Origin of the sequence: Pedobacter alpinus (genome assembly GCF_042684645.1) — a bacterium.
GTDB lineage: Bacteria > Bacteroidota > Bacteroidia > Sphingobacteriales > Sphingobacteriaceae > Pseudopedobacter > Pseudopedobacter alpinus.
This window is the reverse complement of the sequence record NZ_JBHULV010000008.1, coordinates 123,424-145,494: the sequence shown is the minus strand read 5'-3', so window position 1 is coordinate 145,494 and position 22,071 is coordinate 123,424. Positions and strand designations below refer to the sequence as shown.

General features: G+C 35.2%; 19 protein-coding genes. 10 read left to right on the top strand and 9 right to left on the bottom strand.

All coding sequences use genetic code 11. From position 1 onward, the window contains the following. Positions 1-48: 48 nt before the first annotated feature. The 4 genes from ACFSSE_RS01705 to ACFSSE_RS01690 are packed head-to-tail and all read left to right on the top strand — an operon-like array spanning position 49 to position 2,843. Positions 49-750: an SDR family oxidoreductase gene (locus ACFSSE_RS01705; protein WP_379040853.1), complete on the top strand. Its 702-nt coding sequence runs from the start codon at positions 49-51 to the stop codon at positions 748-750. 11 nt (positions 751-761) lie between these two features. Then, entirely contained in the window at positions 762-1,283 is a 522-nt protein-coding gene (locus ACFSSE_RS01700) for a PspC domain-containing protein (RefSeq protein WP_379040855.1), read from the top strand. 3 nt (positions 1,284-1,286) lie between these two features. Further along, positions 1,287-2,234: a LiaI-LiaF-like domain-containing protein gene (locus ACFSSE_RS01695; RefSeq protein ID WP_379040856.1), complete on the top strand. Its 948-nt coding sequence runs from the start codon at positions 1,287-1,289 to the stop codon at positions 2,232-2,234. Then, the gene (locus ACFSSE_RS01690) at positions 2,235-2,843 is read left to right on the top strand and encodes an RDD family protein (protein WP_379040858.1); all 609 of its coding nucleotides are present in this window, start codon (positions 2,235-2,237) and stop codon (positions 2,841-2,843) included. A gap of 407 nt (positions 2,844-3,250) precedes the next feature. Here the strand turns inward: ACFSSE_RS01690 and ACFSSE_RS01685 are convergent, their stop codons facing one another. From ACFSSE_RS01685 to ACFSSE_RS01660, 6 genes are all read right to left on the bottom strand, one after another. Continuing rightward, complete coding sequence (locus tag ACFSSE_RS01685) at positions 3,251-4,909, bottom strand: hypothetical protein (protein ID WP_379100669.1); 1,659 nt, start codon at positions 4,907-4,909, stop codon at positions 3,251-3,253. A 442-nt stretch (positions 4,910-5,351) separates the two neighbouring features. Beyond that, positions 5,352-9,656, bottom strand: a complete 4,305-nt coding sequence (locus ACFSSE_RS01680; RefSeq protein ID WP_379040860.1) for a choice-of-anchor Q domain-containing protein — start codon at positions 9,654-9,656, stop codon at positions 5,352-5,354. A gap of 887 nt (positions 9,657-10,543) precedes the next feature. After that, positions 10,544-11,254, bottom strand: a complete 711-nt coding sequence (locus ACFSSE_RS01675; RefSeq protein WP_379040862.1) for a hypothetical protein — start codon at positions 11,252-11,254, stop codon at positions 10,544-10,546. Continuing rightward, on the bottom strand, positions 11,220-11,411 hold the full coding sequence (locus tag ACFSSE_RS01670; protein ID WP_379040863.1) for a hypothetical protein: 192 nt from the start codon (positions 11,409-11,411) through the stop codon (positions 11,220-11,222). The genes ACFSSE_RS01675 and ACFSSE_RS01670 overlap by 35 nt, the downstream gene beginning before the upstream one ends. A gap of 76 nt (positions 11,412-11,487) precedes the next feature. Further along, the gene (locus ACFSSE_RS01665; RefSeq protein ID WP_379040864.1) at positions 11,488-11,871 is read right to left on the bottom strand and encodes a BRO-N domain-containing protein; all 384 of its coding nucleotides are present in this window, start codon (positions 11,869-11,871) and stop codon (positions 11,488-11,490) included. Between the two features lie 285 nt (positions 11,872-12,156). Continuing rightward, complete coding sequence (locus ACFSSE_RS01660) at positions 12,157-12,516, bottom strand: CoA-binding protein (protein WP_379040866.1); 360 nt, start codon at positions 12,514-12,516, stop codon at positions 12,157-12,159. Positions 12,517-12,759: 243 nt separating this feature from the next. Between ACFSSE_RS01660 and ACFSSE_RS01655 the strand changes: the two genes are divergently transcribed. Continuing rightward, positions 12,760-12,900 carry a hypothetical protein gene (locus tag ACFSSE_RS01655; RefSeq protein ID WP_379040867.1) on the top strand — a complete coding sequence of 47 codons (141 nt, stop codon included), beginning with the start codon at positions 12,760-12,762 and terminating at the stop codon, positions 12,898-12,900. Positions 12,901-12,925: 25 nt separating this feature from the next. Here ACFSSE_RS01655 and ACFSSE_RS01650 read toward each other — a convergent pair whose 3' ends face one another. Further along, on the bottom strand, positions 12,926-14,491 hold the full coding sequence (locus tag ACFSSE_RS01650; RefSeq protein ID WP_379040868.1) for an NAD(P)/FAD-dependent oxidoreductase: 1,566 nt from the start codon (positions 14,489-14,491) through the stop codon (positions 12,926-12,928). 88 nt (positions 14,492-14,579) lie between these two features. Here ACFSSE_RS01650 and ACFSSE_RS01645 point away from each other — a divergent pair, with 88 nt between their 5' ends. The 5 genes from ACFSSE_RS01645 to ACFSSE_RS01625 all read left to right on the top strand — a co-directional run bounded on the left by ACFSSE_RS01645 (position 14,580) and on the right by ACFSSE_RS01625 (position 18,892). Then, positions 14,580-15,158 (top strand): LemA family protein, encoded by a 579-nt coding sequence (locus tag ACFSSE_RS01645; RefSeq protein ID WP_379040869.1) that lies wholly within the window; start codon positions 14,580-14,582, stop codon positions 15,156-15,158. Between the two features lie 336 nt (positions 15,159-15,494). Next, complete coding sequence (locus tag ACFSSE_RS01640) at positions 15,495-15,923, top strand: TPM domain-containing protein (protein ID WP_379040871.1); 429 nt, start codon at positions 15,495-15,497, stop codon at positions 15,921-15,923. 13 nt (positions 15,924-15,936) lie between these two features. Further along, the gene (locus ACFSSE_RS01635) at positions 15,937-16,707 is read left to right on the top strand and encodes a TPM domain-containing protein (RefSeq protein WP_379040872.1); all 771 of its coding nucleotides are present in this window, start codon (positions 15,937-15,939) and stop codon (positions 16,705-16,707) included. 113 nt (positions 16,708-16,820) lie between these two features. Beyond that, positions 16,821-17,372: an NUDIX hydrolase gene (locus ACFSSE_RS01630; protein WP_379040873.1), complete on the top strand. Its 552-nt coding sequence runs from the start codon at positions 16,821-16,823 to the stop codon at positions 17,370-17,372. Between the two features lie 47 nt (positions 17,373-17,419). After that, positions 17,420-18,892 carry a gliding motility-associated C-terminal domain-containing protein gene (locus tag ACFSSE_RS01625; RefSeq protein ID WP_379040874.1) on the top strand — a complete coding sequence of 491 codons (1,473 nt, stop codon included), beginning with the start codon at positions 17,420-17,422 and terminating at the stop codon, positions 18,890-18,892. 87 nt (positions 18,893-18,979) lie between these two features. On the opposite strand, the gene ACFSSE_RS01620 is transcribed toward ACFSSE_RS01625, so the two are convergent. Together ACFSSE_RS01620 and bglX are read right to left on the bottom strand one after the other, a co-directional pair. After that, positions 18,980-19,759: a carboxylesterase family protein gene (locus tag ACFSSE_RS01620; protein WP_379040875.1), complete on the bottom strand. Its 780-nt coding sequence runs from the start codon at positions 19,757-19,759 to the stop codon at positions 18,980-18,982. Next, positions 19,756-22,068 carry a beta-glucosidase BglX gene (bglX, locus tag ACFSSE_RS01615; RefSeq protein ID WP_379040876.1) on the bottom strand — a complete coding sequence of 771 codons (2,313 nt, stop codon included), beginning with the start codon at positions 22,066-22,068 and terminating at the stop codon, positions 19,756-19,758. The genes ACFSSE_RS01620 and bglX overlap by 4 nt, the downstream gene beginning before the upstream one ends. Positions 22,069-22,071 lie beyond the last annotated feature (3 nt).

Genomic DNA, 22,071 nt, shown 5'->3' with positions numbered 1-22,071 from the left:
TTTATCAATTGCAATTATTAAACCTAAATTGCCTTAAATTAAAAAACAATGAATATTTTAATAACAGGAGCTACAAAAGGTATAGGAAAAGCCATTGCCTTAGAAATGACAAAGCAAAACCACGCCTTAGCTTTATGCGCCCGAGACCAAAAAGATTTAGATGCTTTAAAAAAAGAAATCATAACAATAAACCCTAAAAGCCAAATATACTTATCAAAAACTGATTGTAGTAATAAGGAGCAACTTTTAAGCTTTATAAGTAATGTGATAAACCAAATTGGTATTATTGACGTTTTAATTAACAATGTGGGGGTATTTTCTCCATCAAATATTTTAGATGAAGATGATGATCAATTAGATTTTCATTTTAAAACAAATGTTTTTGCCTCTTACATTTTGTATAAAAAACTAGCTCCATTGATGATTAAACAACAAAAGGGGCATATTTTCAATATCTGTTCTGTAGCCAGTTTACAAACAATTGTAAATGCTGGCTCCTATTGTGTAACAAAAGCAGCGATGCTCAGTCTTAACAATATCATGAGAGAAGAAACCAAACCATTTAAAGTTAAAGTAACCGCAATTTTGCCGGGCTCTACCTTAACTTCATCTTGGGATGGTACAACTATTTCTCCTGATCAATTTATACAAGCAGAAGATGTAGCAAAAAGTATCCATCACATTATGCAATTAAGTGATGGCGCCAATGTTGATCAACTGTTAATTACACCTCAAAGTGGACAGATTTAAATTAAAAAAATATGGAAAAGAAATTAACTAGAGATACCCATAATAAAATGGTAGCAGGTGTTGCTGCGGGTATTGCCAATTACTTTCAGTTAGATGTTACTTGGGTTAGGGTTGCCTTTGCATTAGCTGCCTTTTTTGGTGGTAGCGGATTGTGGATTTATATTATTTTATGGATTGCAGTGCCAAAAGAATACAAATCTCCTTTTACCTATACAGATTACAGGGTTGATAAAGACCAACCTTTTACTCCACCTGCATTTAAAGCAAAGAATAAAAACAACGTTAACTTCTTGTTTGGCTTTCTTTTAATTGCAATGGGTACGTATTTTATGTTAAGCGAGTTTGAACTATTACCCTACTGGTTCAAATTAAGAAAATTATGGCCTTTGGTTTTAGTAGTTATAGGTATAACCATTTTATTTAAAGGGAAAAAACTGGTAGATGTTAATAATGTGACCGAAGAAGAAAAACCAGATGAAAAACCAGATGAACCAATTGTAAATCATAACAATCCAGAAAACTATAATAAATAAGCCATGAAAGCAGACAAAATATTTTGGGGAATTGTATTCATTTTTGTTGGAACAGTTTTCCTTTTAGAAAACTTTGGTGTTATTGATTTTAGTTGGAGAGATATTTGGAGATTTTGGCCATTATTACTGGTAATAACTGGGGTAAACATTGTTTTTAAAGACTCTAAATCAAACACCGGAGTAATCATCATCGTTTTAATAACCACGGCAACCTTAGCTTTTTTAACATTTAAAGGTTTAACAGGAACACAAAAAACAGATGATGTGCCATGGGAATGGTCGCATAATGAGGATGAAGTAAATAATGAGGAAAATAAAGAATTTAGCACCAATATTTATAATGAAGATTACAATGCAAAATATAAAAACGCAACATTAAGTATTAATGGTGGTGCAAGTAAATTTAGTATTGAAAGCGGCAGCGAAAAACTTTTTGAATCTAAAATCAAAGAGACCATTAGCAGGTATTATTTAAAGAAAACCGATACCGATAGTACTGTTGTATTAAGCTTTAACTCTAAAAATAAAAAGAACGGTTTCAATTTTAAGGATACAGAATTTAGTGATGTAAAAATTAAGCTCCATACACAACCTACTTGGGATGTTAATTTAAACATGGGTGCTGGCAAAGTAAATTTTGATTTATCTAACAACAAAATAAACACTATTAATTTAAAAGGTGGTGCTGCAGATTTCAATATTAAATTAGGCAGTTTAAGTGAGCAAATTAATTTAAACGCCGAAACTGGAATTGCAAAAGTAAGTATTGAAATACCCCAAGATGCTGCTTGCGAGATAAAAACTAGTACAGGTTTATCATCAAAAGATTTTGAAGATTTTGTTAAAAAAAGTGATGGAATATATGTTTCCCCTAATTTTGATACCGCAAAAAATAAAATTTACATCAACTTAAAAGGTGGCTTAAGCGATTTTGAAGTGACCCGATACTAAATGGAAGAAAAAACATATACGCTGGTAATTAACGGTAAACCAGAAGGCCCGTTTACCTTAGCAGCGTTAAAAGAAAAAAATATAAAACCCGATTCATTTATACGTACCGCAGGTATGGACGATTATAAAGAAGCCCACGAGTTAAAAGAACTGCGGGCTTTTTTTGGGTTTAATGAATCATTTACTAGTCCGCAATATTTTGCAGGGTTTGATTTAAGGCTTTTAGCCACCGTAATAGATTGGTTTATTTTATTTGCTATTGCTGCTTTTATAGAGCTATTGCTTGCCCTTTATTTTGAGCAGCAAAGCACCACCCTTTTTATTATTTTAATGGGCGCAATTTTATTACCCATTATAAAAATGATTTATCAAATTTACATGGAACATAACCACCAAGCTACTTTTGGTAAAAAATTACTGCAAATTAAGGTGGTAAATTTGCAAGGTTTAAAACCTAGCCTTCAACAGGTTGTCATCAGAAATTTAGCTAAAATTATCAGTACCGTTACTGTTTTCTTTGGTTATTTGTATCTATTTTTAAATAAACAACAACAGGCCCTGCATGATAAAATTGCGGATACTATGGTAATTAAGGATAGGTTGATTTAGATTAAAATCAATAGCTATACTTTTTTAGCGGTTTTTCTCCGGATTTCACTTTTAAAAAAAATTGAATCGGTAAATTGAAACCTCTATCGCCAAATCTTTGGTTTGCTTAAATCCAAACCTTATAGGTTTCTAAAACCTATAAGGTTGTCCGCTATCGTTTAAAAATGTAGCCTAAGTTCACAGCCACTAAACCTGATAGGTTTTTTATAGAGCACAGCCACCCAAGCTATGATACCCGCAGAAAAAAATTACTGAATTGGCAAAAGCGAGATCCCTAAAGGTTTTTCCTCCACTAACAGAGATCTAATTATTTTGCTATAAACTGCATTCTTAATATAACTTGAACATTATTTACATAAACAATTAAAAGATGTGCAACTTACTTTGTAAATCTTAAAGGCTATTCTTTAAATTTCATCCGCAAAACCCTCAAAACTTTCTTGATCTAGTAAGTTCAGTTTTTTAAGTAAACGAGACCTAATGTTACGCACACTCTGAATAGATATACCCAAAACAGCGGCCATCTCTTTATTGGATAATTGAAGTTTATTTAAAGCCATAAACCGGGTTTCAGCAGGCGTTAGATCTGGTATTTTATCCTTTAAACGCTGGAAGTAGCCTACATGTACCTGACTAAAAATTATTCGAAAACGCTCCCAACCTTCATCAGTAATAATAGTATGTTGTCTTAGTTTTTCAAGTATCGTATTATCACTCATTTTACCAAACTCTTTCTCTAACAACTCTATCTGCTGTTTTTTTTCGATGATATTATTTGCAAAAGCATATAGCTGTTGTTTAAGGTCTTTTAGCTTTCTTTCTTTGTTCTCAAGTTCAAGGTTTGCAATTAGCGCCTGTTGTTGATGTCTTTTGGTTTGGTTATAATAAACGTAAATGGCTAATATGATTAAGCTTACCAAAATCATTAGCAATAAATTACGCTCAAAGGTTTTCATCCTTTTATCCGAAACCACTTTATCTAGCTCTAAGTGGTGTTTTTGTAATGCTAACTTTTGCTGAGCCCTAAATAATTGCATAGCACTAAATTTTCTAGCCAAACTGTCTTTAACATATATCGCAGAATCTACATAGAGATTTGATAATGATAACTCTCCTTTTGCGGCATACATTTTACTCATTACCGGATATAACGTAGCGTAACGATGGTACTGTTTAGAAAGTTCGGCATAGCTTTTAGCTTGGAAGACTAATTTTTCGGCTTTGTCTCTCAAGCCTAACTTTAAATAAATGTCGGCTAATGGAATTAACGATCCAGAAGCCAAGCCCCAATCATACCTCGCTACAGCAGCTTTCACATCAGCCTCTAATAAAGGGACGGCCTGCTTGTAATCTCCCCTTAGGTAGCAATTATAACCTAAATTTCCTTTAGCAATCGCCTCCCAGTCAGCGTTATAACTAGGGTCATTTTTGTTTAATAATTTTTTTAAATAATAATCAGAAGAATCTAATTTCCCCATTAATTGGTAGCAAAGTCCAATAGTATTACGGGCATTATTATAAGTTCCATTATTAATTAGCGCTGGTTTTAAAGCTACAGCCTTCTTACTATATGCTAAAGCTTTTTCATATTCTCCAAAGTAATAATAGCACTCTCCAATTAAATAAGTAATTACCAGTTTGTCTGGCAATTGCGCTGCTGGCACCTTTTCCAAAAATTTTTCGAGTTCAAAATACACTTCAAAACCTAGCTCATAATAGTTTTTATCCCTAAAATAGTAGTTGGCTAGTAAAGCTCTAGCCCTGGCCTCTATCACTATATTGTCCTCACCATTTGCCTTTTCTATTATAGTCTTTAAAGTTTTAACCACCAAAGCAGTATTTTCTCCTCTGTGCCAAACTACATAGTAACCCACCAATAAATCTGCTTCTAAAATCAACTCTTCATCTTTATGGGCTAGTGCAAATTTTTTGAATTTAGCAATGTTAGCAAAAGCAACTGCCGAATCTGGTACGTCCACCACATCTCCATCAATTATCGCTTTAAGCTGGAATATTCTTTGTGCGAAGGTTTTATTTAATAACTGCTCATACTTAGCTTGCGCCAATAAGGGTTGACAAAAAAAACCGTAAAAAACCAAAAAAGGTATTAATGTTTTAAAAAGATGCTTGTAAAGGTGTGTCATTAAATAGATGGCGTGATTTGGGATATCCGAACGTTGCCAAATATAATAAAACTGGGTAATATACACCACGAAAATGATATTACGGACAAAGATAGCGCATACAAACATGACAATAAGCGAGTTGTGTGCTTTAGGATGATGGATTGCTTTTAATTTTTATCTCAACCGCACCAGACAAGGGCGAATTTTACGTTAAATAAGGTTTGTACATTGACTAAAAGAAGGAAATTAATGCTTAATAATAATCGAGTTCAGGTTATTCAATAAATTTTAAATAGGCTCTTAGAATCTTCAAATATTTACGATAGTGTTATAAAACAAAAAAGCCTCTAAAAAGAGGCTTTTTTGTATTTGAAACGATTTCCTATTGTTTAATCAATAATTTGGAAACACTTTCATTATTTCCAGTCAACCTAATCAGGTAAGTACCGCTACTGAGCTGTGTTAAATTAAAGCTGATTACATCACTTTCTTTACCAATAGATTTACTTTGTAAAATTCTGCCGCTTAAATCCAGTAAAGCTACTTTTTCATATACTCCTGCAGTAAATTTTACATGAGCAATAGTTGTACTTGGATTTGGATAAATTAGCAATTCCTTACTTTGAGCTAAGCTAAGGTTTACTACTTTAACGCCTAACTGTTTTACTTTACCATCTAAATCTACTTGAACTAATTTATAGTAGTTATTGCCTTTTGAAGCTGATAAATCTAAGAAAGTGTAATTGCTTAAACTATTACTATCACCTTTTCCATTCACATTACCAATAGCTTCGAAGTTTATACCATCTATACTGCGGCTAATGATAAATAATTTGCTGTTTTGCTCACTTGCAGTTTGCCAGTTTAATCTCGCTCCATTGGCTTCGGCTTTTGCAGTATAGCTTAGTAAATTAACAGGTAAAGCACTTTCTTTTTCATAAGCACCCATATCAACAATAGTATTTAACCTTGGTTTACCAGCTAAATCAGTAGTTATTAATACTAGGCTTGGTGTTTGACCGGCAGCATAAAAGGTATTGCTACCGGTATTTAAAGCCGGACTGGCTAATTGTAAAGTATAATCACCGCCAATAAATGGTGCTGTAGAGAAATTTGGTGCATTGGTAAACATAGGGTCAACATCTAAGTTATTTCCACCATCGGTTGCTTTGCTAGCTGTCCAAGCACTGCTGCCTCCACTTCCTTGTAATATGCTGTAACTAATAATAGGTTTTGAATCGCCATTATCAACACCAGAACTATTGCCATATATGATGCTATTACGAATTTTTACGCTACCAATATGGTTAAATAAACCTCCTCCATTGGCAGCAGCATTGCCGCTCATGGTTAAATTGGTAATGGTTACTGTTCCATCTCCGTTTTGTAAACCCCCACCAGATACTCCTGCAACGTTTCCACTAATGATCGCATTTGTGATGATAATTGTTCCACTATCATTATAAATTCCTCCACCAATGTTTCCAGCTTGGTTACCACTGATGATTACATTTATAAGGATAGGATTGCTATTGGTCCCACTATATCTGTTATAAATACCACCGCCATTGCTAGCAGCATGATTACCTATAACGGTTAAGTTAGTTAAGGTTGGATTGCTACCGCTTAAAAATATTCCACCACCACTTGAGCTAGCATCTGCATTTCCACCGCTGATGGTGAAACCATTTAGCAAAGCTGTACCCACATTACCTTCAGCATAAACTACGTGTTTAGCGTTTTCTGCATTATGAGCAAATATGTCCACATCATCTCCATCAAAATCTCCACTCAAAATACTCTTGTTGGTTGAGCTTGCGCTGGTATCTCTTAAACTTGGGTTAGCTTCTGGCATTGTAGCACTAAAGCCTCCGTAAATTTTGATGTTATTTTTAAGTACAAAAGAATTATCTCTGTTTTTAGGAGTTTGTAGGGTCAAATCATTAGGAGTATAGTTAGGCATATAAATACCTGCCGCCACATATACTTTAGCAGTGGTTTGTTGTATAGCTTGTTGCAAATCTCCAGTAGCATTTGCCCAGCTGCTACCATCTCCTGTTCCTGTTGAAGCGGTTTTTACATAAACAATCCCATTTGCATCTGGTTTTAAAGCCATATCATAAGGACTTTCATAGGCTCCCAAATCTATTTTTACTTTTTGAATACGGGTATTCCCTGCTATATCTGTTGTTATACTAGAAAGGTCTGGAGTTTGTGCTGCCGCATAATAGCTGTTACTGCCTTTGTTAATAGCCGCACTATTAATCTGCAGTTGATAATCTGATGAACTCACAAACATAGGGTTTGTAGCGCCGTCTAAATTATAATTTGTGGCATCGGCAGCTAAACCTTGTACTAAACTGTAAGTAATTACAGGTGAAGAAGAATTATTATGTACACCTGTATTATTTCCATAAATAATACTGTTTTTAATTATAAGATTAGAAGAGCCCGCATTGTAAATTGCACCACCCTCACCATTACTATTAAAAAAAGAACTTGTTAATGCCGAGTTATTAGCAATAGTTACATTGGTTAAAACAGGTATAGACGCACCTTGATTATTGATGCCTCCACCTTGGCCATAACCACCAGCACCGCCAAAACCACCTTGGGCTTTGTTATTACTAACGATCACATTGGTTAAAATGGGTGATGAAGATGCAGTATTATAAATTCCTCCACCAAAACCATGGGAGCCACCATTAATATAAGAAACTCCATTAGCCTCATTGCCCTTAATAGTTACGTTGGTTATTTTGGGAGACGAATTAGAATTATATATTCCACCTCCAAAACCACTACCAGGAAATGAACTATAAGCACCGTTAAAAGCTCCATCCCCGCCCTTTGCGGTATTATTTCTAATGATAAGATTATTAAAAGTGGCTGAAGAACGGTCATTATAAATACCCCCTCCATAACCATTGCCTCCATTTCTAATGGTAGGAAAATTACTACCTGGGTTCATAGGGTTGAAAGGAGGAGATGTTATGGTACCGTTTTCTCCAAAAGCATTACCACCAGTAACAGTAAAACCATCTAAAACAGCAGTAGCATCTAAATTTAAGTTTTTAATTACCGAGGCATTATTTCCTTTTAATATAGATTCATTTGCTGTCGTATTGCGGTCTGCAAATACAGGTGTTCCTGTATTAGGGAAACCACCATAAATAGCTACACCGTTTTTCATGTTATAGGAAATCCCACTAGCTGTTTGATAAGTACCTGCCGCAACATATACTTTGCTAACACCTGTGGCATTTATAGCTTCCTGCACATTATCGGTAGCATTTGCCCAGCTGCTACCGTTACTTAACCCTGTTGCAGAAGTTTTAACATAAATAACACCATTTGCATCTGGTTTGATGACGATCTCGAAAGGACTTTCGTAAGCACCTAAATCAATTTTTCCTTTTTGGATACGGACATTTCCTGCTAAATCAAGATTAATGGCAGAAAGATTTGGAGTTTGCCCTGCTGCATAATAGGTATGGTTACCTAAATTAACAGCCGGACTACCTATTTTCACAGTAAAATCTGATACGCTTGTAAACAATGGATCATTAACTCCATCTATATTGTGGTTTACTGCATCCGCAGCTAAACCTTGTACTAAACTATACGTAATTACTGGGGTAGAAGCAGAATTAGTAATTCCTGTATTATTTCCGTAAACAATACAGTTTCTAATGATAGGATTAGATGAATTCTCATTAATTATTGCTCCGCCATTTGTATTTTGTGTCCCCCCATTATTAGTCCCCACGAGTGCTTTATTATTTACAATAGTTACATTGGTTAATATAGGAGATGAAGAGGTTTGATTTTTTATTGCACCACCATTTGCACTGCCAAAATTTTCACCACTTTGGGCTGTATTATCGCTTAGCACCACATTGGTTAAAATAGGCGAAGATGAATTGGTATTTAAAATACCTCCACCACCACCAAAACCACCACCACTTATAAAATTTCCTCCTAAAGCAGTATTGTTTTTTATAATTACATAAGTTAGTGTTGGCGATGAATTAGAATTATACATTCCACCACCTAAACCAGCACCAGGTGTTCCAGAACCATTACCTAAAAAACCATTACCACCTTTTGCAGTATTGTTGCTAATGATAAGATTGCTAAAGCTGGCCGAGGAGTTTTCATTATAAATCCCACCGCCTACACCATTCTCTCCATTTTTAACAATGTCAGGGCCAGGAAATCCAGGAAACAAAGGCGGACCAGCTGATGTTGTGCCATTTGCTCCAAAAGCATTACCACCAGTAATGGTAAACCCATCCAAAACAGCAGTAGCATCTAAATTTAAGTTTTTAATTACCGAGGCATTATTTCCTTGTAATATAGTTTCATTTGCTGTGGTATTTCGGTCTGCAAATACAGGTGTTCCTGTATTAGGAAAGCCACCATAAATAGCTACACCGTTTTTCATGTTATAGGAAACCCCACTAGCTGTTTGATAAGTACCTGCCGCTACATATACTTTGCTAACGCCTGTGGCATTTATAGCATTTTGTAAATTACCAGTAGCATTTGCCCAGTTACTCCCGTTGCCAGAACCTACCGCCGTAGCCTTCACATAAACAATTCCATTGCCATTGGGAACAATTTGTGCCCACAATGCAATGCTTGTTAAACAAATTATACAGGATAGTAGTAGTTTTTTCATCATTTGATATTGTATTTATTATTGAATTATATTTGAGCTTTAAAGCCTGTTTATTGAATTTTTACAATTAAATATTCTCATTCTTCATAAATTTTAATCATCTTAAAGTAAGATGAGAATTAGCGAATAATGGACGATTCTTCTTCTTGAATTTCATGATCAAGTTTATTCAATTGACGTTCATACCAGCACCAAATTAACCACCCTGTTAGCAATGCAAAAACAATGAACAGGATGAGGACATACTTTTTCATATAAACCCATATTTAATTATCGTTGAAAGTAAATAAAAGAGTGATTAAGTAAAATTATTAGGCAACTCAAAAACAACTCAATTTAAAAAAACAGTATTTAAACCCTTATAAACGCTATTATCCCAGTTTCTGCTGATACAGGTTTTAAAATAATATGGGTTACTAATTATTCAATTTTAGTTTATCTATAAACAAAAAAGCCTCTCCTGAAAATCAGAAGAGGCTTAAATTGTTAACATATTTGGATTATTTTTTTGTCAAAGCAGGTCTCGCTTTAACTATCTTGTGGTTTAATCCTAATGTGAGTTTTGGTTCTTTTCCATAAATAGCATCTTGCTTAAAATTATGTTAACTGGAGATTTTTCCAAAGAAAGTTCCCAAACCCGAGCGAAGCGAACCCATGAAAGCTATCAAGAAACAATATATAAATGAATAAACTCTCGCCTGCGACATTTGCTACAATGTTAGTGCTATTAGTTCTTCATCATTTCCTCCGCCGGCTGGCGGACAAGGGCGAAAAGAGCTCAATTAAGGCCAGTGCTTAGGCTGGATAACCGACAGAACCAAAACTCACGTTATCTTAGTTAAAAACACTTAAATTCTATTAAGCCTTAAATATCATAACAGGTACTTTATTTAGTCTGCCAATTGCCTACTAAAAGTCAATTGCGTAAAATCGTTGGGTTCATCCAAACAAACCGTTAAGGCCAACCTACTTGTTTTGTTTAAGATATCTTCCGCAGTCATTGTTTTTCCCAAGCCAATCTGTACTCGATAAGCATCTGCAGCGGTTTCACCCTTTAAATCTCCTGCCTCCCACAAGCCATACAAATAAATATCCACCAGATACTCCATATTTAGCCAGGTGGAATAGGTATTCGGTGCAAAAATAAACTGCTGAAACAGAAAATCCACATTACTTTTTATGGCATCCTTTACCAAAACAAAAGGCTCACCATTTAAGTTCACACTAAGGGGTGCAAATTTGGGTAAAACTGTTGTTAATTGATAGGCTAAAGACGGTTTGTAAGTGGTTCCTAAAGACTGAAACAAGGCTGCCCACTCCGCTTGCGTTTTAGCTAAGTTCACAATTTTCACTTCTGCGCTGTCAGCTGTTAAATACTTTATATTCCCTTGCGGACTAATAAACCGAAAGTAATCAGCCACTTTTGTTAAGTGATTGATGGATACTGAATGTTCCAAAAAATTAATGGTCACCAACAGTTTTGCGATCAAAGCGATATCGTTTCCCTCTTCTTGCCCATAACGCATATTCACCAATTGCAACACCACTTTATTTTGAGCTGCTACACTAAGTGAACCATCCGCTTCTGCCAGTGTGGCCAATATCACCAAATCTTCCTTGCACATTCGTTACAGATTTCATATAGCGATTCAAATCTGCTACCAATAAAGAAATTTGTGTAACTAGGACGTCTGCATTTTTTGTAAAAGCAATATTTTCTAGCTCGGTGATGTAAACACCGGGGGTTTTCCTATTCATATTCAATTTAATAGATGATAATTTATTTTACTTTTTAAACCCCGAAAAAAGCTTCCCCGCATAAGCTTCATACTCTTCAATCAATGATACGAGTTTGTGCCAATTCTGGGTTTTCTATTTCGGCAATACGTTCTGCACCTACTTGTGCCAGCCATTGTTTAAAAGGTTCGGCTTTAGGCGAAGGTATTGATTGAACGATACGCAAAAGACCTTGTTTAGTGGCGCAATCAGTTTTATATTTTTTACCCTCGTTAGCTACTAATTTGAGTTTTCGACAAATTGTCGATAAATCAAAACCAGAAACCTTTTCACGCTTTTTCATGCGGTACCAATAGTCTTTCGCATCTGCGCTATCGGTTAAAACTGCTACAACATCTACCACGGCAAAATACCACTCCTGTTCTTCTTCATTCCAATCAGAACGAATTTGCTTATTCTCAAATAACTTCAAATTTGTCATAAGTATTTTTATTTAAAAATTAAATCATCTTCCGCTATCATTTTCAATTGTACGATTTTATCGTACGATTGATTTCCTTCCTTTGCTAATTTCTTTTTTAAATCGCTCCAATAACGTTTAGGAATACTACTATCTGTTAATACTTGTATGATATCAATTACTGAAAAATATCATTTCTGTTATTCATTGTTCCATAAAGAACAGACTTGTTTTAATCTTAATAGCACAGGGTCCTCGAAAAGAGAGACCCTGCTAGGACTAAATCGTCGAAAAGACGGAGTTAAATTAATACTGCCCAGTAGCTAACATTACCAAAGTACAAGCTTCTAAAGTTTCAATACCTGCTGCATTAGCTTTTTCTTCTAATTCAGCGTTTTCTGTACCGGGGTTAAAAATGATGCGCTTTGGCTTGGTAGCTAAAATATAGTTATACAAATCTTTCTGGTTATCCGGATTTACATAAAGTGTTATCGTATCAATATCTGTATAAACAGTTTCAGGTTTTTCTATGGGTTGGTTAGCGGCTTCTCCAGTTTTAATCCCAACATTCACTATCTGGTGACCATGTAGTACCAAACTATTTGCTGCCTTATTGGCATAACGTTTAGGGTTTGGAGTTGCTCCTATTATTAAAGTCTTTTTCATAGCTATTTATTTTATCTGATTAATAAGGGTTATGTTCTTTGATAATTCTATTTAAATTAAAAATAAAGTCCAAAACCTCACAGCCTTTCCTGCCCTCATGCCGGGCAATGGCAGATACTTTTTTCATTTTTTGTTTATTTCCTTTTTATGCATTCAAGAGTGCTTCGCAATTTTTTCCGCAAAAAAGTATCCAAAACCCGAGCGAAAGCGAACACATGAAAACCTATAAAAACAATAAACAAATTGAATAAACTCTCGCCTACGCCTGATGCTGTGAAAGTTAGTGCTATAGCAGTTTCATCTGTTCCGCACCAGACAAGGGCGAATTTTGCGGTAATTAATGTTTCTACTTTAGCTAAAATTATGAAAGTTAATACTCAATAAAATTTAAAAAGTAATTATTTAACCTTTATTTTATCTGATTAAATGCCGCATCGGCACAAGCTTGCCCATCTATAGCAGCAGAAATAATGCCACCAGCATAACCCGCTCCTTCGGCACAAGGAAACATTTTTTTAATTTGTGGATGCTGTAAAGTTTCTTTATCCCTGGGAATACGAACTGGGGAAGAGGTACGAGATTCTACGCCAACCAAAACCGCCTCGTTGGTGTAATAACCGGTATTCCCAAATACACTTGGTATTTTTTTTCCAAATTGCGGTAAAGCTTTTTGCAAGCGTTTAGCAATGAAACTTGGCAAAACATCATGTAAATTAGCCGAAGTTAAACCCGGTAAATAAGAGTTTTCTGGCAAGTCTGATGAAATTTTATGGTTCACAAAATCCACCATTCTTTGTGCGGGTGCTTTTAGTTTACCTCCACCAGCGTAAAATGCTTTCTTCTCAATTTCTGCCTGAAAATTCAGCAACCTAAAAGGGTCTGTTTCTTTTCCGGCAACATCGTTTAAATTTATTTGCACCACCGTACCAGAGTTTGCATAAGGATTATTCCTTTTAGACGGACTCCAACCGTTTACCACAATTTCTTCATCAGCGGTAGCGCATGGCGCTATAATCCCGCCAGGGCACATGCAAAAAGAAAAAACACCCCTATCTTCTACCTGTGTTACCAAACTATAATAAGATGGCGGTAGGTTTGGATGGCGGGTTTCGCAGTTATATTGTGCTTGGTCAATAATATATTGTGGGTGTTCTATCCTTACGCCTAAAGCAAAAGGTTTTGCTTCTAATAAAATATCCTTTTGTTGTAAAAGATGATAAATATCTTTGGCCGAATGCCCCGTTGCTAAAATTAATCCCTCTCCCTTAAAATCGCCTTGGTTAGTAATAGCAGCATTAAATTGCTGATTTTTTAGGTCTATATCAATCAGTTTGGTATTAAAATGCACTTCGCCACCGGCATTTAAAATGGTTTCTCTAATGGCGGTTATAATTTGAGGCAATTTATTGGTGCCAATATGCGGACGAGCATCTACCAAAATATCTTCTGTTGCGCCATGAGCCACCAAAATTTGGAGCATTTTAGTTACATCGCCTCTTTTATCAGATCGGGTGTATAGTTTTCCGTCAGAATAGGTTCCTGCACCACCTTCGCCAAAACAATAATTAGATTCTGGATTTAAAATTCCTTCTTTATTAATGGCTGCTAAATCTCGTCTTCGGTCTTTTACGTCTTTACCACGCTCAATAATGATCGGCTTTAAGCCTAACTCTATTAACCTTAATGCTGCAAATAAACCTGCTGGTCCAGCACCTACCACAATTACTGGTTTGGCATCTTTTACAGATGGATAATTAACATTAAATATTTCTGTTTGCGGATTTTCATCGATATACAAAAGCACTTTAAGCCTATAAACAGGGAATTTACTTCGAGCATCAATAGACCTTTTACGGATGGTGTAATGCTTTAATTGATCTGCTTTAAGCCTTTCTTGCTTAAGAATAGCTGTTTTAATGAATTCTATATCCAGAATAAAATCGGGACTGATGACGAGGTCAATTTCTTTTACCATGATAATTTGTCGGGTTTTTATCCCAAAGTGTAACAAAGGTATGAAATTTGTGTCCAAATGATTAAATTGGAAAAAACTTAAAATTGATATGAAAAAATTAGTATTAGGCATAGTTGCCTTGTTTGCTGTAGCTTCTTTAAGCTCTTGTGGATACAACAGCTCAGTAACATTAGATGAAAAAGTAAAAGCGCAATGGGGCGAGGTTGAAAACCAATACCAAAGAAGAGCTGACTTAATAGACAACTTAGTTGCAACTGTTAAAGGTGCTGCAAATTTCGAAAAAGAAACCTTAACTCAGGTTATAGAAGCCAGAGCAAAAGCTACTTCTATACAGGTTGATCCAAATAAATTAACACCAGAAACATTAGAAAAATTTCAGGCTTCACAGGGACAATTATCTCAGGCTTTGGGCAGATTAATGGTGGTTTCTGAGCAATACCCTGAGTTAAAAGCAAACCAAAACTTTTTAGAGTTACAAGCTCAAATTGAAGGTACAGAAAATAGAATTGCGGTTGCCCGTAAAGATTTTAATACTGCTGTGCAAGAATACAATACCAATATTAGAACTTTCCCTAACAACTTGTTTTCTGGAATGTTTGGTTTTCAACAAAAAGGTAGTTTTGCTGCTGAAGCTGGCGCTGATAAAGCTCCAAAAGTTGAATTTTAATTGAGGATTAATAGTTATTAAATTGAGCCCTATATTTGACTATTAATTTTCAATAATTTCGGCTTTGCATAAACATTAATTGCCATCAAATTCGCCCTTGGCTGGTGCGGTACAGATGAAATTGCTAAAGCACTGACTTTCATAGCATCAGGCGTAGGCGAGAGTTTTTTGGATACTTTTTTGCGGAAAAAATTGCGAAGCACTCTTGAATGCATAAAAAGGAAATAAACAAAAAATGAAAAAAGTATCTGCCATTGCTCGGCATGAGGGCAGGAAAGCCTTTACGGCTTGGGTTGAATTTTAATAAAAATATTTTAGCTATTTCATTTTTAAATTATGAGTTCATTAAGCGATAAAGAGCAGGAAAAAATAAAACATTCTATTGAATGGGCAGAAAAAGCGACCAGTGGCGAGATTAGAGTTTGTGTAGAAAACAACTGCAAAATTGATGCTTATGAAAGAGCAATTGAATGCTTTTACGATTTAAAAATGGAAGAAACAAAGTTGAGAAATGGCGTTTTAGTTTATGTGGCGTTAGATGATCATAAATTTGCTATCATTGGCGATGAAGGTATAAATACTTTAGTTGCCGATGATTTTTGGAATAGCACCAAAGAACTAATGCTTGAGAAATTTAAAGCCAAAGATATTGCAGAAGGTATAAGCGTAGGCATTATTGAAGCTGGAAAACAACTCAAAAAATATTTCCCTTACCAAAGCGATGATACCAACGAATTATCAGATGATATTGTTTTCTTAAACTAATAAAGAAAAATACATGAAGAATTTCTTTTTAATTACATGCTTAAGCTTATTTTCTTTTTTAGGTTATGCGCAAAAATTTCCGTCTAAACCAAACACTTTAGTTAACGATTACACCAATACTTTAAGCAGTGCACAAATTGCACAATTAGAGCAAAAATTGGTTGCTTTTGACGACTCTACATCTATACAAGTTGCGGTTGTTATTATTGCAAGCTTAGATGGTTATGATATTAATGATTATGGCTACCAATTAGGTAGAGCTTGGGGCATTGGTGGAAGTGAAAAAAATACAGGTATATTAGTTTTAACTTCTATTGGTGATAGAAAAGTAAGTATCCAAACTGGTTACGGGATGGAAGGTGCTTTGCCAGATGCAATTACCAAAAGAATTATAGAAAATGAAATTAAGCCTAATTATAAAAATGGTGACTATGCCGCTGGCTTAAATGCTGGTACTGATGCAATTATAAGTTATACCAAAGGCGAATATAAAAATGATAAGGTTAAAAAAACAGGAAAAAAGGGTTTTCCGGTTGGGTTAATTATAATAGTGGTAGTTGGAATTATTTTCTTGATAAGTAGAGGTGGCAAAGGCGGCGGTGGCGGAAGAAATGTAATTGGTAGCCGTGGTGCAGCAGATATTGTGTTTTGGTCATTACTTTCTGGCTTAGGTGGCAGAGGTGGTGGCGGAGGAGGATTTGGTGGTGGCTCATCTGGCGGCGGTGGATTCGGTGGTTTTGGAGGCGGAAGTTTTGGAGGAGGTGGTTCTAGCGGAAGTTGGTAGGCTCCTAAATTCCCTTTGAGGGGACTTGCTTATATGGTAAGTTTGAGTTTGAGTAGTGAAATATAATATTTTATAAATCCCGATATTGTTTCGGGATTTTTTATTTTTAGAGCATGAGCATTTTAAAGTGGAAAACAATTTCTTCGGAATATATAGTACAAAAACCTTGGGCAACTTTAAGGGTTGATGAATGTGAACTTCCAGATGGCCGTGTAGCCAGCGAATATTACGTTTTGGAGTACCCTAACTGGGTAAATGTGGTTGCCATTACCGAAGATGAAAAAGTGATTATGGTGAAGCAATACCGCCATAGCGGTGGTTTTGTTTCTTTAGAAATACCTGGTGGTGTTATTGATGGTGATGAAAACCCAGTTGACGGCGCTAAAAGAGAACTATTGGAAGAAACAGGTTATTTATTTGAAGATTTTGAGTTGGTAAGTACCATTTACCCAAACCCAGCAACTTCTAATAATGTTACTTATTGCTATTTGGCTAAAGGTGGTATTAAAGTACAAGAACAAGATTTAGACGAACATGAAGATATTGACATTGAGTTTTATACCATTGATGAAGTAAAACAAATGTTAGTTAAAAATGAAATTCCGCAAGCCTTACATGTTACTGGTTTGTTATACGCTTTTTTAAAAATGGGGGTATTGAAATAGAGGTATTATTTTGAAGTAAAGGCCGAGAGGTTGAATTTGAAGATGCAATGTTTAAGAAATTTTTAACGCTAGTATGTGTTTTACTAAGTAGCATTTATGTTGTTGCACAAGTATGTAACGGGAGTTTAGGAGACCCTACTGTTGTTATAAATTTTGGACAAGGCGCAGGAGTTGGACCTCCTTTATCTGGCGTAAGTACAGGCTATCAGTTTAAAAATGGAGATTGCCCAGATGATGGTTTTTACAGTATTTTAAACCGAACGAATAATTGCTTTAGTAATTCATGGCATACTCTTACAGAAGACCATACTCCAGATGATACAAATGGCTATATGATGGTGGTTAATGCAACAAATAATTCTGGTATTTTTTACTCATTTTCTGTGGTTAATTTATGTCCAAAAACAAATTACGAATTTTCCTCTTTTATTATTAACCTTATAAAACCTACTGCTCCTTGTGGTTTTATTACAAAGCCTAACATTACGTTTTCAGTTGAAAAAACAGACGGAACTGTGATTAAAACTTTTGATACCGGCTTTATAAATGAAGGTAATAACCCCGAGTGGAAAAAATATGGTTTCTTCTTTGAAACACCTACTGGTGTTTCGGAAGTGGTTTTAAAAATGATCAATAATTCTGGTGGAGGTTGCGGAAACGATGTTGCAATTGACGATATTACATTTAGACCATGCGGGCCAGTAATTTTAGCAGGTTCGTCCAGTAATATCAGTTCAAACACTTTAAGGATTTGTGAAAATGAGGATGATATTTTTTCTTTGAGTGCGGTAGTTTCTAGCGGCTTTAGCACTCCTGCTTATCAATGGCAAATAAATTTAAACAATGGAGATGGTTGGAATGATATTGCAAATTCAACCAATCTAAACTATGCTGCCGAAATAAAAAATGCAAATTTAAATGGCTACCAATTTAGGTTGGCTGTTGCCGAGCGAGAGAATATGAATAGTAAAAGTTGTAGGGTTTTTTCTGAACCAATTACTATTGAAACTGAACCTAAATTTACTGTAAATGCTGGCACAAATTTATCAGTACTCGAAAATCAATCAATAAATTTAAATGCTATTGCGCCAACAGGCTTGCAGTATCAATGGTCTCCAAGTGTTTATTTATCAAACCCAAACATTCTTAACCCAATAGTTAAACCATTACAAAGCACAAATTATACATTAACGGTTACCAATTTAAGCACTAGTTGCACCGCCCAAGACGATGTTTTTGTAAGTGTAGAAACGGTAATAAAAATACCAAATACTTTTACGCCTAATGATGATGGTGTAAACGACTTATGGGTAATACCAACATTAATTGGCAACCAACAAGTTGACATTAAAGTTTTTAATAGGTACGGGGTAATAGTTTATAAGTCTAAAGGTTACCAAAAAGCTTGGGATGCAAAACTGAATGGTAAAATATTACCTGCTGGCATGTATTATTATATAATTGACACCAAAGCTCCTACTAATAATTTGTATAAAGGGAGTGTTTTAATTGTGAAATAGGGCTTCTCAGTTTTAAGAAACTGAGCAAGGAAAAAGACCGCTGTTTTGCAACAAGCGGTCTTTTTACAACCAACCTAAACAAAATTTTTAATCTTTTTTATGCGAGAATAACCAAGGTAATAAGTCCTTTTCTGCAAAAGCCGAATCCCAACTATTATGATTGGCTTTTAGGTAAAGGTTAAACTTTGGCACATGTCCTAAGTCCCTTAATTTTTTATAAATATTATAGGAGAATTGTGGCGTAACCACATCATCTAATCCACCATGGAAAATCCATAAAGGCACATTTTTATACTTTTTGCAATTTTTAATATTATCTCCTCCGCAAATGGCAAAAGCAGCTGCAAAGGTTTTAGGTTCGCGACGTAGTATTTCATAAGTTCCCATTCCGCCCATAGACAAACCACCTACATAAATCTTACTATTATCAACAAAATCTTTCTTAAAAAAATCTTTGGTAAAGGCTGTTAAAAGCTTCATGGCTTTAGTGGGCTTTGCTCCTTTTTTAAAAGTAAAAAAGCGTTTGGTATTCACTGTTTCAATCTCAACATTTGCCCAATAGCTATCACTGCCACACTGAGGAAAAATCACTACTGCTGGATAGTTTTTTCTAAACTCTGGATCTAAAAACATTTTTGAGCCATTTGCCAATTGCCTTTCATTATCATTACCACTTTCACCACGTCCGTGTAAAAACAGCATTACTGGATATTTCTTGTTAGCATCAAAATTTTCGGGATATAAAATCCTTACTGGTAAAGTATCGCCATCCATCACAAAGGCAGTTTTAACAAAATCGCTTTTTGTTTGTGCATTTAAGCTAATGAAGCCTACGCAAAATATAGTTAATGCTATTAGTTTTTTCATTTTACGAGTCTAAAATCAGCCTCCTTAACATTTGCAGAACTGTTTCCAACAAACACTTTAAAATCACCTGGTTCGGCTACAAAATCTAAATTAGCATTGTAAAATTTAAGGTCGTTTTCTGTTAAAGTAAAAGTTACTTTTTTAGACTCGCCTGCTTTTAAAAATATTTTTTGGAAGCCTTTTAATTCTTTTACTGGGCGAGTGATTGAGCCTACTAAATCTCTAATATAAAGTTGTACCACTTCTTCTCCGTCTTTAGTACCTGTGTTTTTAACAGTTGTTGAAACCGTTATGTTTCCGCCTGATGTAATGGTAGTTTTATCCAAAATTGGTGCAGCAATATCAAAGGTAGTATAGCTTAATCCATAACCAAATGGATACAGCGGTTCATTGGTAACATCTAAATAATTTGAAGTAAACTTTTTAAACCACTCATCTTTTTGCATTGGGCGTCCAGTATTTTTATGACTGTAATAAATTGGAATTTGACCAACATTTTGTGGGAAAGTTGCACTCAATTTTCCTGATGGATTAACATCTCCAAATAAAACATCTGCAATAGCATTACCTGTTTCTGTACCGCCAAACCAAACATTTAATATTGCAGGTACAGTTTCATTTTCCCAAGATAAATCTAAAGGACGGCCATCAAAAACCACCAATACCACTGGTTTACCAGTTGCTAATAAAGCTTTTAGCAAACGTTGTTGGATAGCCGGAATTTTAATATCTGTACGGCTAGAGCTTTCGCCACTCATTTCAGAACTTTCACCTAAAGCAGCAACAACAACATCAGCTTTATTTGCAGCATCTACAGCTTCTTTAATAATTACAGCTTCGGGGCGGGTATCTCTTTTGATATCACGTCCAAACATGGTAGCTCTTGTTTGATATGCTGCATCTTCTACTAAATTAGAACCTACCGCATAAATAATTTTAGCATTGCTGCCAACAGCATTTTCTAAACCTGCTTTTACAGAAATGGCTTTACTTAAATCTGTAGATACAGACCAAGTTCCAGGCATATTTACTTTAGAATCTGCCAATGGACCAATTAATGCAATGGTACCTGATTTCTTTAATGGCAATAAATTATTCTGGTTTTTTAATAATACAAAACTTTTAGTAGCTGCTTCACGAGCAAACTTTAAATTTTCTGCTGTAAAGATTTTAGTTTTTGCTCTTTCATCATTACAATATTTATAAGGATCTTCAAACAAACCTAATTTGTATTTTGCTTCTAAAATATAACGGCAAGCCCTGTTAATATCTTCAATTTTAACCTTTCCTTCCTCTAAAGATTTTTTTAAAGTGGTTAAAAAGCCTTCGCCCACCATATCCATATCAACACCTGCGTTTAAAGCTAAAGCAGAAACTTGTTGTAAATCTCCTAAACCATGTGCTGTAAGTTCGTTAATGCCTGTATAATCAGTTACAACCATCCCTTTAAAACCCCATTCATTTCTTAACACATCTGTTAAAAGCCATTTATTGGCTGTGGCCGGAGTTCCGTTGATATCGTTAAAAGAAACCATTACTGTACCTGCACCTGCATCAATAGCAGCTTTGTAAGGAGGCAAATATTCGTTATACATTTTCACCAAACTCATATCGGTAGTGTTATAATCTCTACCAGCTTCGGCTGCACCATATAAAGCAAAATGTTTTACACAAGCCATTAAAGTGTTGATTTTTGTTAAATCATCTCCTTGGTAACCTTGCACCATTGCTTTTGCAATTTCAGATCCTAAAAAAGTATCTTCTCCACTACCTTCAGAAAAACGTCCCCAACGCGGATCACGCGAAACATCCACCATGGGCGAAAATGTCCAGTTAATACCATCTGCGGCAGCTTCTTCGGCAGCAATTTGTGCTGTACGCTTTATTAAAGCCATATCCCAAGTTGCGGCCATACCTAAAGGAATTGGGAAAACAGTTTTATAACCATGTATCACATCCATCCCAAAAATTAATGGAATTTTTAAACGCGTATTGTTTACTGCTAATTCTTGTGCGGTACGTATTTTTTTTGGAGTACTTAAACTAAAAAAACCACCTACTTGGCCTGCTTTAACTTTCTTCTCGATGTCTGAATTACCAGTTGAACCTGTAATGGCTTCGCCACCTGTTAATAGGTTCAATTGCCCAATTTTTTCTTCTACCGTCATTTTGGACATCAAATCTGAAATGAAAACATCCATTTTAGAATTTGAGGCGATGGATGCTGTTTGCGCAATAGGTTTTTGTTGTGCACATGCTACTACGGCTGTTAATGCACCAATGGTAAAAATATATTTTAGTACTTTCATAAT